This window comes from Labilibaculum euxinicum (assembly GCF_963678175.1).
GTDB lineage: Bacteria > Bacteroidota > Bacteroidia > Bacteroidales > Marinifilaceae > Labilibaculum > Labilibaculum euxinus.
In genome coordinates, this window is record NZ_OY782756.1 from 2,576,515 (window position 1) to 2,591,870 (window position 15,356).

The following is a 15,356-nucleotide window of genomic DNA, read 5'->3' on the forward strand; positions in this document are numbered from 1 at the left end:
GAGACTTTCGTCTCCCTTTTTTTTATACAGTTGCCTGAGATAAGTACAAATTGATGTATTATCAAACAATGTATTTTCTATTTTTGTTGGGTAAACTTTAAAGATATTATGATGAAACTTACCAAAGGAAAAATAATTATTGGCTCAATTGCCATTGTGCTGTTTTTTATCTTCCTAATGCTGTCTGCAATTGTTAGGTATTGGGTGAATAAGAATTCGGAAGAACTGATTGGGCGTAAGATTGAAATTTCAGAACTTCATTTTAACTATGCCAAGGTTTCGGCAAGAGTAAAAGGATTTAGATTATATGAATTAGATGGAAACAGCAATTTTGTTTCTTTCGATGAATTGTATGTGAATATTAACCCTTGGAAATTATTGGCTGGAGAGTATTCTGTTAGTGAAATTTATTTGGATGGACTAAATGTATCGGTAATAAAGAATTTAGAAGAATTTAATTTTAGTGATTTGATAAAAGAAGATAATTCGCAAGCTGTTGATAGTACTAATTTAAAAGAGGACAATGAGCTTGTGAAGTTTGAAATTCGGAATATCGAAATTAAAAACGGGCACGTTAATTACCTTGATCAGGAAAAAGATAACAATATTGATCTCAAGAATATTAATATTGAATTACCCTTAATTGCTTGGAATAATGACAAATCAGAGATGGGTGTTAATTTTTCAATGGGAAAAACGGGGAATGTTTCCATCAATGCGGATATCGATCATTCTATAAAACGATATACCATTAATTTAGGAGTTACTTCTTTGGATATTAGTCCTTTTGTGGTCTATTTGAAAGATTATATGATGGTTTCAAAAATGGAAGGCTTGTTGGATACGAAGCTTAACATTAATGGAAGTATGAATGATTTTATGGATGTTTTTGTTAAGGGAGATGCAGCTCTTCAAGAGTTCTCGATATATGATTCTGAGGAAAATCCATTTGTATCAGCGAAAGCAGCAAAAGTGGTTTTAGATTCATTGCATATTGGTTTTTCCCATTATGAAATAGGACGTGTTAGTATGGATTCGCCGGTTATTTATGCGGATTTATATTCTGATGACAGCAATTTTGAGAAGATATTTGAGCCCTACTTGAAATCAGATACACTTTCTGTTGACACTATTGCTAAAGAGGAACAGGAATCTTCATTGTTTTATCAACTGGATACAATCGTTCTTACTAAGGGAGTTGTGAAATTTACTGATCATACATTAAATCGAAAATTTGTTTACGATCTGCATGATATCAATATTAATATGGGAACTGTTAATGCAGATGTACCGAAGATCCCAGTTGCTTATTCAATGAATTTGAATGGAGGAGGGAAATCTTCCGGTTCTGCTGTTTTTAGTTTAAAAGATGCAACACAATTTAATATGCGTGGAAAGATTGAAAGGCTTGATTTGATGAGCTTTTCACCATATACGGAGTTTTATATTGCAAGACCTATTACTCAAGGAGAGCTAACTTATGATTGTAGTCTGGATATGACTTCAGTATCGCTAAAAAATATGAATAAAATAAAAGTATCGGAATTTGATTTCGGGAATAAGACCAAAGATCCCAATACTATAAAGGCTCCGGTACGTTTAGCTTTGTATCTATTAAAAGATCAAAATGATCAGATTAAATTTGACCTGCCTGTTTCTGGGAATCCAAAAGATCCGGAATTTAGAGTAGGGAAAATTATATGGAAGACATTTATGAATTTTTTGGTGAAAACAGCCAGTAAACCTTTTGGGTTATTGGGTAATTTAGTTGGATCAAATCCTGAAAGTATTGAAAAAATACCGTTTCATTTTTTACAGGATAGTTTGGATGCTGCACAAATAAATACATTGGAAACAATTGCAGATATACTTAAGAAAAAACCGGATTTAAAATTTTCATTTTCTCAGGAAACAAATATTGGTGAAGAAAGGATTTTACTCGCAGTAAGAGAATGTGCAAATCGTTTTTTTCAATCAACAGCCATGGAGGAGAAGATTATTCCGAATCTTCAATTAATGGAATGGGCAAATAACAGTCCGGAATTTAGAACCTATATTTTTAATCAGGATAAGTCGAGTGCGGAACTATCAATTCAAGACAATTGTATTGCCATAATTGGAGAACAGGAAATAAGCATTTTATTCGATAAACTTTATGAGAAAAGAAACCAGTTTGTTTCAAATCACCTGATTAATAATTTATTAGTAGATATAAGTGCATTTGAAATGAAAAGGACTGATTTAAGAAATTTGTCTGAGGAACAACGTACTCCAAATTTTCGAGTTGAGGTATCGTTACAATAATATTTAATGTGGATGATTATACTGATGCATAGTATCTTGTAAAACTAGGTGTTTTTTTATATGTTTGTTAAATCATGAATGAAGAAATAAATTTATATTTTATAACGAAGTGGAAGTCCCAATTTAAAAAGGGACTTCTTGAATATATTATTCTGCTATTGTTGCGGTCCAGGCCATGTTATGGATACGAGCTAATTAGTGAGATGAATCAATTTACATCACTCGAAATTGCTGAGGGTACTATTTATCCCTTATTGAATCGATTGAAGAAAGAAAAATTGGTTACCTCAGAATGGGCCGAAATGGATACAGGTATTCCACGAAAGTATTATAAACTTACCGAAGAAGGAACTGCTCATCTAATGGTGATGAGAGAATATGTTGATGCTTTAAACCTTTCGATTGAGAGGATCAAAGAAAGTGTTTAAATAACCAGAGAAATCATATAATTAGTAGGTGATGAAGAAGTATATTTTGTCCTTGGATCAAGGAACCTCAGTGTCGAAAGCAATAATATTTAATAAGGATGGAGAAATTGTTTCTTTGGTTCAAAAAGAATATGAACAATACTATCCTAAGCCCGGTTGGATTGAACAGGATGCCAAGGAGATTTGGTATTCTCAGGCATCAGTTGCAGAAGAAGTTTTGGAAAAAGCGGGCCTGACCGGAGCAGATATTGCAGGTATAGGTATTACGAATCAAAGGGAAACTACTATTATTTGGGATAAGGAAACTGGTCAGCCTATTTACAATGCTATTGTTTGGCAGGATAAACGTACTTCTCATATTTGTGATGAATTGAAGAAACGAGGTTACGCTTCCTTGATAAAAGCAAAGACGGGTTTAATTCTTGATGCTTTCTTTTCCGCAACAAAAATAAAATGGCTTCTTGATAATGTTGAAGGAGCAAGAGAAAAAGCAGAAAGAGGTGAGCTGGCTTTTGGTACCGTAGATAGTTGGTTAATATGGAAGCTTACCAAGGGAGAAAAGCATGTTACAGACGTGTCTAACGCAAGTCGTACAATGCTTTATAATATCCATGAATTGGAATGGGATCAGGAGATATTGGATATCATGAACATTCCCGCTTCACTGCTGCCAAAAGTATGCTCATCAAGTGAAGTGTACGGAAGTACAAAAAGATCGATGTTTGGGACTGATATACCAATCTCAGGAATTTGTGGGGATCAGCAGGCAGCTTTGTTTGGGCAGGTTTGTTTCGAGAAGGGAATGGTGAAAAACACTTACAATACGGGTTGTTTTATTTTAATGAATACTGGAGATCAGCCGGTTGAATCAAAAAACGACCTAATTACAACAATTGCCTGGAGTATTGGAGATAAGGTTACTTATGCACTTGAAGGGAGTGTATTTATTGGTGGTGCGGTGGTTCAGTGGCTCCGCGATGGTTTGGGTTTAATTCACTCCACCGAGGAAATTGAAATTCTTGCTCTTACCGAAAAGGATAATGGCGGGGTGTATATTGTACCTGCTTTTACTGGATTAGGAGCACCTTATTGGGATCAATACGCCAGAGGAACATTTTGGGGATTGAATATGGGAACTAGTATTGGTCATATTGCCCGGGCTTCATTAGAATCGATTGCTCACAGATCATCAGATGTATTGAAAGCAATGGAAGCAGACTCGGGGATGAAATTTAAACAACTTAGAGCAGGAGGGACTATGGTGAATAATACCTTACTTCAATATCAGGCTGATTTTTATGATATTCCTGTGGTTCAATCTAGAATTAAGGAGATTGCAGCATTGGGAGCAGCCTATTTGGCAGGATTGGGGGTTGGCTTCTGGAAAGATACAGATGAAATAAGAGAACATTGGAAGATAGCAAAGGAATTTAATGTTTTAATGGAAAAGGAAACTGTAGCGCACCATAAAAAATATTGGGACAAGGCAGTAAGTCGTTCCTTAAACTGGATTGATTCTGATGAATAAAAATTCTATTTTTTATAAAGGACGCCATACTTAATAAGTGTGGCGTTCTTGTTTTTAAGAGTTTATTTTTTTGTTTTTCTTAAGAAATTTAATATTTATTTAGAATCATAACTAACTCATTGTTAGTATTTTATTGATTAGCTATGGAATTTAGATTAAATAAGAATTAACAATTATAATACTACATACCTTGCAAAGCTAAGTATTTTATTTAGCTTTGTAAAGAAGGATTTATTAAAGGCTTTAGAAACATCTAAAATCTCAATAATAATCCGCAGGAAGTAATACTTCCAATTTTTTTCACAAGAAACATAGCTATACTATGTACTGTGTATACAGATTTAATTTTTAAATGAAAATTATTTAGCAATGGAAGATCAGAGATTTAATTTGGAAGTAGGCGATCGCCTTTACGACTTTTTCCTCGACATTTTGGTGCTGCAAAAAAACAACTGTGTTCGTGATGAGGAAAATGTTTATGGAAGTATTTGGGAGTTTTGGGAAAAAGAACTTTAGTAGTTCAAATTAGGAATAAACTATTTATTGAGCTGTTATGGAAAGAGATAGGATGATTAGGGAAATTGAAAAATTGGATCAGAAGTGGGATGTTATCATTGTAGGTGGTGGTGCTTCAGGTTTAGGTGCAGCTATTGAATCTGCAACAAGAGGATATAAAACCTTGCTTTTGGAACAAGATGATTTTGCTAAAGGAACATCGAGCAGGAGTACCAAGTTGGTACACGGAGGAGTTCGTTACCTGGCACAAGGAAATATTTCTCTTGTATTGGAAGCGCTTCGGGAGAGAGGTTTAATGAAACAAAATGCTCCTCATCTTGTGAAAGATCAATCATTCATTATTCCTAATTATACTTGGTGGGGAACTCCTTACTACACATTAGGACTTACCATGTATGATTTAATGGCTGGGAAATTAAGTTATGGTCGTTCTTTACCTTTTTCAAAAAAGCGTACGTTAAAATACATTCCAACCTTACAAGAGAAAAATCTTTGCGGTGGTGTTGTTTATCACGATGGTCAATTCGATGATGCTCGATTAGCGGTTAATTTGTGTCAAACATTTGTAGAAAATGGTGGCGTTGCTGTAAACTACATGAAGGTAGATGGATTAAAGAAATCCAATGGTAAAGTAAATGCTGTATTGGTAACAGATATGGAAAGCGGTTCCAAATACACCTTGGAAGCGAAGGTTATTCTAAATGCTACAGGTGTATTTGTAGATGAAATCATCAAGATGGATGAACCTAAAGCAAGAGATATAGTAAAAGTTAGTCAGGGGGTTCATTTGGTGTTGGATAAGGAGTTTGTGCCTGGTGATCATGCTATTATGATTCCAAAAACATCCGACGGACGTGTGCTTTTCGCAGTGCCTTGGCATGGTAAGGTTGTAGTTGGTACAACTGACGTACAAAAGGATTCTGCAGAATTGGAACCAAGAGCTTTGGAAGAAGAGATTAATTTTATTTTAGAAACAGCAGGAAGATTCTTAACAAAACCGCCAAAAAGATCTGATGTAAGAAGTGTATTTGCAGGCTTAAGACCTTTAGCGGCACCAAGTGGTGAGGGGAAGAAAACCAAAGAGATTTCGAGAGGACACAAAATTGTAGTTTCAAAATCAGGAATGGTTACAATTACCGGAGGTAAATGGACTACCTACCGCCAAATGGCAGAGGATGTTATTGATACTGTAGCAAAAACAGGTAAGTTGGCGGAAAAGAAATCGATTACCCGTAATTTGAAAATACATGGCTATAAGAATGGTGTTGATTTGAAAAACCCAATGTCTTTCTATGGTTCTGATGAGGAAAAAATCTTAAATCTTGCAAAAAAAGAAACCGGACTAGACCAATATTTAAGTGAGAAATTGCAGGTGATTAATGCTCAGGTAGTTTGGGGAGCAAGACACGAGATGGCCAGAACGGTTGAAGATATATTATCCCGTAGAACAAGATGTTTGCTTTTGGATGCAAAAGAAAGTGTTTTGATGGCTCCTAAAGTTGCTGAATTGTTGGCCAAAGAATTAGGATATGATAAACAGTGGGAAGAAAATCAGATTAAAGAATATAGTGAGTTAGCATCTCGATATATATTACAATAATTAGTAATTGAGGAAGTGGATTTGCGGTGAGAAGTTAGCAGTACTTCGGAAATTAAAAAGGTACTGCTGTAATTGTTAAGTATAATAATATTAATCAGTTAGTTTTTGGCACAAAATTAACTCAGAGTAAATCCACTTACATTTTACACCAGGAAGAAAGGTGATTATTTTTGTCACCTTTCTTCCATCCTCTAAAAAGAAAAACTTGCAGAGCTGTTGATATGTTGAAAAGGGAAGTTTTAAGTGGGATTTTTTTTACAATGTTGCTGCAATCGATTACAGAAATGGAAATTTACGGATAAAATGAAGAAGTGGATAAGATATTTGTTGTGCCCTACTATTTTGATTAGCAGTATTGGCGTTGGATTTTTTTGTTTTGAGTGAATAACGCAATCGATTTAATTAAATAACAAACGAACTAAATACAATATTTTAATTGAAATGAAAATCCGTATTTCTTTCTATGCGATCCTTTAAACAATACGAACTGATAGAAATCTATAAAACCGGATTGTTATCTATCGATAAGCTTACTATTAAATTGATAATTAAATAACACAATAACCCAAAATTAGAATTAATATGAAAGACAAGTTTATTTTAGCACTTGACCAAGGAACTACAAGTTCTCGTGCTATCGTTTTCAACAAGAAAGGCGAGATGATTAGTACTGCGCAAAAAGAATTTACACAAATTTTCCCTCAGCCAGGATGGGTGGAGCATGATGCAAATGAAATTTGGTTTACTCAGGCAGGTGTGGCAGCAGAAGCAATTACTCATGCAGGTGTTGATGGTAAAAGTATTGCCAGTATTGGTATTACCAACCAGAGAGAGACAACTGTCGTTTGGGATCGTGAAACCAGTGAGCCAATTTATAACGCAATTGTTTGGCAGGATAGAAGAACTTCAAAATATTGTGATGAATTAAGATCTGCCGGACATGCTGAGATGATTCAGGATAAAACAGGATTGATTATTGATTCGTATTTCTCAGGAACGAAAGTGAAATGGATTCTTGACAATGTTGAAGGTGCCCGTGAAAAAGCAGAAGCTGGTAAGTTGGCATTCGGTACTATTGATAGCTGGTTGATCTGGAAATTAACAAAAGGCAAAGTTCATGTAACCGATGTAAGTAATGCAAGTAGAACCCTGTTATATAATATTAACACTCTTAAGTGGGATACTGAAATGTTAGAGCTGTTAAATATCCCTGGAAGTATGTTGCCGGAAGTTAAGTCTTCTTCTGAAATTTACGGATATACAACTTCTACATTATTTGCGCATAAAGTACCTATCGCTGGTATCGCTGGCGACCAGCAGGCTGCAACTTTCGGTCAAATGTGTATAGAGCCGGGTTCTGTTAAGAATACTTATGGTACAGGTTGTTTCATGCTTTGTAATACAGGAAATAAGCCGGTAAAATCTAAAAATAACTTGCTTACCACTATTGGATGGAAAATTAATGGTGAAACTACTTACTGTCTGGAAGGAAGTATTTTCATGGGAGGTGCAATTGTACAGTGGTTACGCGATGGATTAGGTATTATTAAATCATCTGCAGACGTTGAAGCATTGGCTACTTCAGTAAAAGATAATGGAGGTGTATTTATGGTTCCTGCTCTTACAGGTTTAGGAGCTCCACATTGGGATCAGTATGCCAGAGGAACAATTATAGGTCTTACAAGAGGTTCAACCGCTGCTCACATTGCAAGAGCTGCTTTGGAAGGAATCGCTTTCCAGGTAATGGATGTTTTGAAATCGATGGAAGCTGATGCTGGAATCGAAATTAGAGAACTGCGTGTGGATGGAGGTGCTGCAATTAACAACTTATTAATGCAATTCCAGTCGGATGTACTTGATGCACCGGTTTATCGTCCTAAGACTCTTGAAACAACTGCTTTGGGGGCAGCTTACTTAGCTGGTTTAGCAGTAGGATATTGGGATGGTATAGATGATATTAAAAATCAATGGCAGATGGATCAGAAATTCGAACCTACAATGGCTAAAGACGAATCTAAAAGACTTATTTCCGGTTGGAATAAAGCTTTAGGACGTTCTAAGAATTGGGATATCGAAGAGTAAGCTTAAATAAAAGCTATTTGAATTAATACCAGATTTGTGATGGATAGATTGGAGGAAAAGAAACAATCTGGTATTTTCTTTTTTTAATAACAAAACCTGTTTAATATTTTATATTATGAATGAATTTATTGCAGAATTTTTAGGAACAATGCTGCTAATTTTACTAGGTAATGGTGTGGTAGCGAATGTGGTATTGAATAAAACAAAAGGAAATAACAGTGGTTGGATAGTTATCACTTTAGGTTGGGGATTAGCGGTATTTACCGGAGTTGCAGTTGCAGGTCCTGTTTCAGGAGCACATCTTAACCCTGCTGTTACTATTGGCCTTGCAGTTGCAGGTATGTTTGCATGGTCGAAGGTTGGTTTTTTTATTGCAGCACAAATGCTGGGTGCGGCTATGGGAGCATTTTTGGTTTGGTTAATGTACCGCGATTACTTTAATGCTACAGAAGATGGTGGAGCGAAATTAGCTTGTTTCTCTACGGGGCCAGCTATTAGGAACCTTACCAGCAATGCAATTAGCGAAATAATAGGAACGTTTGTATTGGTATTCGTAATCTTTTATTTAGCAGGTCCATCCTTGCAAGCTTCAGGAATAGAAGGTGCTAAAATTGGATTGGGAACTTTGGGTGCTTTACCTGTTGCCCTATTGGTTGTTGCTATAGGTCTTTCACTTGGTGGAACTACAGGATATGCAATTAATCCGGCAAGAGATTTAGGTCCAAGAATTATGCACGCAATTCTTCCAATGGATAATAAAGGAACAAGTGATTGGGGATATTCTTTGATCCCAATTGTAGCACCAGTATTGGGAGCTGTAATTGCTGCAGTACTTTTTATGTCTTTATAATAAAATTAACCACTACAAAAATTAACCTGTCTAATGAGATTTGGAATACATGGTAATCCAAATCTCATCAGAAACTAATTCAAATTAAGATGAAAAAAATTACATTCAAACTATCAGCATTATTAGTTCTGATGATAATAATGGCTTCAAACCTTACTGTTAATGCACAAGGTAAAGTAGCAGTAAGTCCATCGGTAACTACCCGTCACTACTGGAGAGGTATCATGGTAAGTAATACTGCTAACTTCGAAATGGATATGGCATATACCAATGAAAATTTTACTTTTGGAGCATGGGGTGGATATGCATTTGACAATACTTATTCAGAGTTCGATTTTCATGTAGGATATAAGTTTAGTGATCATTTTAATGTTGCAGTTTGGGATTTATTCGCAAACAGAGACAGAGCTTCTATCGACAATTACAACTATCTTGATTTGGATAAAAGCACAACAAATCACTTGATTGATGCGAGTTTCAATTTCTATGTTACTGATAACTTTCCGTTAAGTGTTAGTTGGAGTACAATGCTTTATGGTCGCGATTTGGATGCAAACGGAGATCAGAACTACTCAACCTATGTAGAGTTTGGCTATCCAGTAAAAATTGGAGGAGAGACAGTTTCTTTATTTGCAGGTCTTAATGCATTTGAAAATCAGGTTTACGGAGAGAGCTTTGGTTTTGTAAACATTGGAGCTTCTGCTACAAGAACAGTGAAGATTACCGAAAATTTTTCTTTGAATACATGGGCTAAGATCGGTATTAACCCACAGACAGAAACTGCTAACCTTATTTTAGGTATCGGTTTCTAAATTGGAACTAATTGTCAGAATATATTCTGATTAAATATAAGTTCAGAACTTAATTAACGATCAACATTGAAATCCCGCATCCTTTTGGAATGCGGGATTTTTTTGTTACCAAACAATCTCTTTGTATTCAACAGTTTCGCAGTTGATGTTTGATCCATCAGCGACTGAAGAATTTTCAAATTCATAACCAAATACACCTAGCCAATAAGTTTTTCCGGCGGTTAATTGAATATTGTATGCCCAGTTTTTTGAGTTTTGATTAAACTTATATTCTGTTGCAGATATTCGATCCGAAATATAATAAGACAATCCATCTTTCTCGGCCATTAATTTTACCACATAAGTATCGGCATGATTCAATTCATTCCACTTAATTTCGAAAATATGGCCTTCTTTAGTATAGGTAAAATCAGTAATAACCATTGGGTCAATTCTCGAATCCAAAAGTTTATCCTGAGTTTGGATTGTTTCTTGTTTTGTTGAGGTTAATTTAAATTGATAAATACCATTGGCTACATCATCAGTTGAATAATCTGCAGCATTTGGAAGTAGTCTAAACACTCTTTTATCAGCAGAATAATCACTTAAATTGTAATCCGGCACTTCGGATGCAGGACTTTCAACTGATGTTAAGGATAAATTTTCATTCGAGTAAGAATAAAATACCGGAGCATACCGGGTTTCATCACCAACTTTAATGCAACGCACAAATACATCGCCAGCACCATTAAATTGAACATCTTGAATATCGTTTGTGTCACAAGCAGACAGTAATGATATGGATATTAATAGTAGAAGGCTAATTTTTAACTTTTTCATTTTTTAATAAATATTAAATTAATATTTCTGTTGACTTACCTATTTGATGAGTAAAAATGAAATTGGTTGCTTTGAGAGGTGTTATTTTTTACATTTATTTTGAAGATCTAAGGAGTAGAGATGAGGATCAAATATTTAAAAAAAAGCGTAAATTTAACGCAACCCATTTGTAATTACTGCAACTAACAGATAAATCTGTTTTGCGCTAAACCACGAAAGAAGTTGGAAAACCATCTGTTGGATCAAATCATAAAGGATTGCATTAAGGGAAAATCGAAAGCTCAAGAATTTCTCTATGTAGAATTTGCCTCTAAAATGTTAGGGGTGAGTTTGCGCTATTCTAAAGATTTGGCCGAGGCTGAAGACACTTTGCAGGATGGGTTCATTAAAATTTTCCAGAATATTAAATCTTATCAGTTTAAAGGATCATTTGAAGGGTGGATGAGGAGAATAATAGTGAATACCGCACTCGAAAAATTTCGAAAAGCGAAGAAAATTAAAGTTGTTGAGGAGTTTATTGAGATAGAAGATGATGGTGATGAAAACTATTCAGAATTGGATATTTCTATAGATGTTTTGCTTAAAATGGTGCAGGAATTACCCGATAGGTATCGAATGGTATTTAGCTTATATGTTTTGGATGGATATCCGCACAACGAAATTGCTGAAGTGATGAATATTTCAGTTGGAACGTCAAAATCTAATTTGGCTCGGGGAAGAGCCATTTTAAAACAAAAAGTAAATGATTACTTAAGTGTGAAAGAGAATAATTTGAGAGTATGCTAAAGGACAACAAACATATGGATAGTCTTTTTGCCGATGGATTAAAAAATCTGTCAGTTCCTCCGAACCCTAAAGTGTGGGAAGGAATAAACAGCCAGCTGATGGCAGCAAAGAAGAAGAGGTTGTTCGCTATTTACATGTGGACAGGTGTTGCTGCGTCAATTCTTTTGCTCTTGGTTATAGGCAATCACTATTTTAGTGGGCAGTCAAACTACAACATGCAGTTAAATACTCTTTCTGAAAACAGTGCATCGCATCAAAATGATTCTGTGCGAAACTTCGATCAGCAAATAGACTCCAAAACGAATAGTTCAACTAAAAAGGAATTAACCAATAATGTGAATACTTCAGATGAATTGTATGTGTCTGAAAATAAGCAAGAGGAAATAATGATTGCAGATAAAGTATCTCATAAACCGAATTTAGGGGATGCAAACTCACCGGAAATATTTAACAATGGAAATACAAGCAGTCTGCTTAGTAAGTTTCCAGATTCTAATGGTACGGAAATTAGAGCATCGAAATTAAACACCGCATTTCTATCAAACAAAAAAGATTTGGCCTTTTTGGATAGCGAATTTGTGAATGGATTGATGAATCGAAAAACGAAGGAAAAGCTTTCGAATTTCGAGTACGATCTTCCTTCTCAGTTAGTTCCAAATACGAGTCAGTTAGCCAAGCAACAGGATTTAGTGCGTTTAGCGGATGAAATACAAATTCAAAAAAATATTTTGGCAATTGAGCAATTGGGACACGATAAAAATAAAGAAAACAGATGGTCAATAATAGGTCAGGTTTCGTCTAGTTATTCTTCTTATTCGGGCGATAGTAAAGGTGGTAATGCAGGTTCTGGAATTTGGAGTGTTGGAGGAGGAGCTAAGGTAAATTATGCCATGAATGAGAAATTGGCTGTGCAAACCGGAATAGTTTACAACCGCTTTGGTCAGGATATGAGTGCTCGCGGTGGAAGCCGGGATGGCCTTATGTATGCCGATCCAATTTTTGGATCTGATGAAAATTTTGTGAATAATGAAGTTGTATTAACACGAACTTATCCGGAACACACAGCAGCAGGACCAATAAAATTAAGTGGTGGTAGTAATTTACCTATGACTGCAGCATCTGGCGATAAAATTTCAAGTTCTTATTCTCCATCTTCTTCGGAAGATTTAATTCAAAGCTTTAAGTCGATCGAAATACCTCTTTTAATGCGTTACAATCTTATTCAGAAGAGAGTAGGAATGTTCGTTTCGGGTGGATTAAGTGCCAATATGATTGTTGGAAATGGTGTGTACGACCAATCACAGGGAAATAAAAAGATAGGAGAAATTGATGGCATTCGTACGACAAACTTCAGTTCTCAGTTTAGTTTTGGTTTGGAATACAGGCTGAACTCAAAACTTCAGATTGGTTTAGAACCTTCGGTAAAATATTATCTAAACTCTATTAACACAAGTAATCAGTACGATTACAAGCCATATTCAATTGGCATCTTCACTGGTATTCGTTACGATTTTTAAAGTGAAACAAAAACCACTGGAAATTCCAGTGGTTTGTAGTTTATTTTTGCAAAGTGGTTTATTCAGGAATTTGCTGACTCAAGCAATGTAAAGTTCCAAAACCCCAAATTAGATCAATAGCGCTGATGCCTATTATTTCTCTATCGGGAAAACAATCAGCTATAATCTGCAATGCAATTCGATCTTTACTGTCGTTGAATGTAGGAACAAGAACGCAACGGTTTAAAATTAAAAAGTTAGCATAACTTGCAGGGATTCTAATTCCATCGAATTCTAATTTGCCAGGCATTGGCAATTCCACAATATTGGGTTGTGTACCATCTTCCAGTCTGGCATTTTTTAATCGGGTAAGGTTATCCTGCAAAGGCAGATAATTTGCATCCTCTTTGTCCGACTCAACCACTGTAATAATGGTATTCTGGTTAACGAAACGGCACAAATCATCGATATGTCCATGTGTATCGTCTCCGCCAATTCCATTTCCCAACCAAATGGTGTTTGTGATTCCTAAATATTCTTTAAAAACAGCTTCGTAATCTGATTTGGTAAAGCCAGGGTTGCGAACCTGAATTTCAGGGTCGAGCAAACATTCCTCAGAAGTTAAAAGCGTTCCTTTGCCATTGGTGTCAATAGCTCCACCTTCCAAAACTACAGGTTTGCCTTTATACATAGCCTGTGTTACAGGAAGTTTAAGAAAGGAAGCCAATTTTTCAGGGACAGGTTTGTCCAACTGGAAATTTTTATATTTCGCCCAGCCATTAAAATTGAAGTTTAATGCTTCACGTGAATTGGTTCCATTTTTTATAATAATAGGTCCGGAATCGCGCATCCAACTCCGGTTTGTTTTGTGCAGCACATAATCGATGTTGGCAAGATTTACATGAGCCGTTGTAAGCATCCCGCTTACTTTTTGTTTTATTTTTTCATTGGCCACTACAAGCACAACTTGCTCAATGCCGGCAACTTTCTTAATAAATTCTATAAAAGCCCACTGTATGGCCTGATATTTTCCAGGCCAATCGTTCCCGTTGTGCGGGAAACAAAGAATAATGCCTTGTTGTTTTTCCCATTCAGCCGGGAATCTTCTGTTTTGTGCGCTCATATTAATCAATTGCTCTTTTGGTAATTTCTCCGAATGCATCAATTCTTCTGTCTCTGAAAAAAGGCCAGTTTTGGCGAACATTCTCTTGTAAATCCAAGTCGACTTCAGCAATTAATATTTCTTCTTTATCGTGAGAAGCCTGAGCTAATATTTCACCTTGCGGACCGGCTATAAATGAACCTCCCCAGAAGATAATTCCATTTGTGTCAGGAACATATTTTTCCAATCCTATTCGGTTTGCTGCAGCAACATAAATTCCATTTGCAACAGCATGACCTTTCATTACATTCATCCATGCGCCGTGTTGTTTTTCTCCAAACTCTTCAACTTCGTGCGGAGCCCAACCAATTGCAGTAGGATAAAATAAGATTTCAGCTCCCTTTAGTGCAGTTAATCTTGCAGCTTCGGGATACCATTGATCCCAGCAAATTAAGGTTCCTATTTTGCCCTTACTGGTATTTATGCTTTTAAAGCCTAAATCTCCCGGAGTAAAATAGAATTTTTCGTAGAAATGGGGATCATCTGGAATGTGCATTTTTCGGTACAAGCCAGCTTCAGATCCATCGGTATCAATAATGTAAGCACTGTTGTGATAGATGCCTGGCATTCTTTTTTCAAAAAACGGGACAATGATCACTACACCCAGCTCTTTTGCCAAAGCACTAAAAGCTGTAAATGAGGTACTGTACAAAGGTTCTGCTAAGGCAAAATTGTCAACATCTTCGCTTTGGCAAAAATAATGACTGCTGTATAGTTCAGGTAATGATATTACCTCTGCTCCTTGTTTTGCAGCCTCTCTCACCCAGCTTAAACATTTTTTTAGGTTGTTTTCCGGTATGTCATTTAGGTTAAGCTGAATAACCGATACTTTATATTTTCTTTTCATCGTCTTTACTATTTCGGCATAAAAATAGTTCTTTTTATAAAGGACAGGATAAAAAGGCGGCAAAAATTTAAAATTTCGCATTGTAAATAAAAAGTGAGGTGAAGAAAAATTCAGATTCTTACCAAC

Annotated in this window: 13 protein-coding genes; 10 read left to right on the forward strand and 3 right to left on the reverse strand. The window is 35.7% G+C overall.

The features are described 5' to 3' along the window. Positions 1 to 111 precede the first annotated feature (111 nt). The 8 genes from ACY0M5_RS10360 to ACY0M5_RS10395 all read left to right on the forward strand — a co-directional run bounded on the left by ACY0M5_RS10360 (position 112) and on the right by ACY0M5_RS10395 (position 10,120). Complete coding sequence (locus ACY0M5_RS10360; RefSeq protein ID WP_461629043.1) at positions 112 to 2,304, forward strand: DUF748 domain-containing protein; 2,193 nt, start codon at positions 112 to 114, stop codon at positions 2,302 to 2,304. A 74-nt stretch (positions 2,305 to 2,378) separates the two neighbouring features. Beyond that, positions 2,379 to 2,732: a PadR family transcriptional regulator gene (locus ACY0M5_RS10365; protein ID WP_101311822.1), complete on the forward strand. Its 354-nt coding sequence runs from the start codon at positions 2,379 to 2,381 to the stop codon at positions 2,730 to 2,732. Between the two features lie 31 nt (positions 2,733 to 2,763). Next, positions 2,764 to 4,260 carry a glycerol kinase GlpK gene (glpK, locus tag ACY0M5_RS10370; protein ID WP_191991633.1) on the forward strand — a complete coding sequence of 499 codons (1,497 nt, stop codon included), beginning with the start codon at positions 2,764 to 2,766 and terminating at the stop codon, positions 4,258 to 4,260. A 369-nt stretch (positions 4,261 to 4,629) separates the two neighbouring features. Beyond that, the gene (locus ACY0M5_RS10375) at positions 4,630 to 4,776 is read left to right on the forward strand and encodes a hypothetical protein (protein WP_154675811.1); all 147 of its coding nucleotides are present in this window, start codon (positions 4,630 to 4,632) and stop codon (positions 4,774 to 4,776) included. 37 nt (positions 4,777 to 4,813) lie between these two features. Then, positions 4,814 to 6,376, forward strand: coding sequence for a glycerol-3-phosphate dehydrogenase/oxidase (locus ACY0M5_RS10380; RefSeq protein ID WP_156195774.1), 1,563 nt, complete (start codon positions 4,814 to 4,816; stop codon positions 6,374 to 6,376). 582 nt (positions 6,377 to 6,958) lie between these two features. Next, positions 6,959 to 8,458 (forward strand): glycerol kinase GlpK, encoded by a 1,500-nt coding sequence (gene glpK / locus ACY0M5_RS10385; RefSeq protein WP_461629044.1) that lies wholly within the window; start codon positions 6,959 to 6,961, stop codon positions 8,456 to 8,458. A 115-nt stretch (positions 8,459 to 8,573) separates the two neighbouring features. Next, positions 8,574 to 9,308 carry an MIP/aquaporin family protein gene (locus ACY0M5_RS10390; RefSeq protein WP_124993827.1) on the forward strand — a complete coding sequence of 245 codons (735 nt, stop codon included), beginning with the start codon at positions 8,574 to 8,576 and terminating at the stop codon, positions 9,306 to 9,308. 89 nt (positions 9,309 to 9,397) lie between these two features. Next, positions 9,398 to 10,120, forward strand: coding sequence for a hypothetical protein (locus ACY0M5_RS10395; protein ID WP_461629045.1), 723 nt, complete (start codon positions 9,398 to 9,400; stop codon positions 10,118 to 10,120). 105 nt (positions 10,121 to 10,225) lie between these two features. Here ACY0M5_RS10395 and ACY0M5_RS10400 read toward each other — a convergent pair whose 3' ends face one another. Continuing rightward, on the reverse strand, positions 10,226 to 10,939 hold the full coding sequence (locus tag ACY0M5_RS10400) for a hypothetical protein (protein ID WP_124993829.1): 714 nt from the start codon (positions 10,937 to 10,939) through the stop codon (positions 10,226 to 10,228). Positions 10,940 to 11,161: 222 nt separating this feature from the next. Here ACY0M5_RS10400 and ACY0M5_RS10405 point away from each other — a divergent pair, with 222 nt between their 5' ends. Continuing rightward, on the forward strand, positions 11,162 to 11,725 hold the full coding sequence (locus tag ACY0M5_RS10405) for an RNA polymerase sigma factor (RefSeq protein ID WP_225441434.1): 564 nt from the start codon (positions 11,162 to 11,164) through the stop codon (positions 11,723 to 11,725). Then, positions 11,719 to 13,242 carry a hypothetical protein gene (locus ACY0M5_RS10410; protein ID WP_461629046.1) on the forward strand — a complete coding sequence of 508 codons (1,524 nt, stop codon included), beginning with the start codon at positions 11,719 to 11,721 and terminating at the stop codon, positions 13,240 to 13,242. Before ACY0M5_RS10405 ends, ACY0M5_RS10410 begins: the two co-directional genes overlap by 7 nt. 58 nt (positions 13,243 to 13,300) lie before the next feature. On the opposite strand, the gene ACY0M5_RS10415 is transcribed toward ACY0M5_RS10410, so the two are convergent. Beyond that, positions 13,301 to 14,344, reverse strand: a complete 1,044-nt coding sequence (locus ACY0M5_RS10415; RefSeq protein WP_461629047.1) for an agmatine deiminase family protein — start codon at positions 14,342 to 14,344, stop codon at positions 13,301 to 13,303. 1 nt (position 14,345) lies between these two features. Further along, positions 14,346 to 15,230, reverse strand: a complete 885-nt coding sequence (locus ACY0M5_RS10420) for a carbon-nitrogen hydrolase (protein WP_124993832.1) — start codon at positions 15,228 to 15,230, stop codon at positions 14,346 to 14,348. Positions 15,231 to 15,356: the final 126 nt, after the last annotated feature.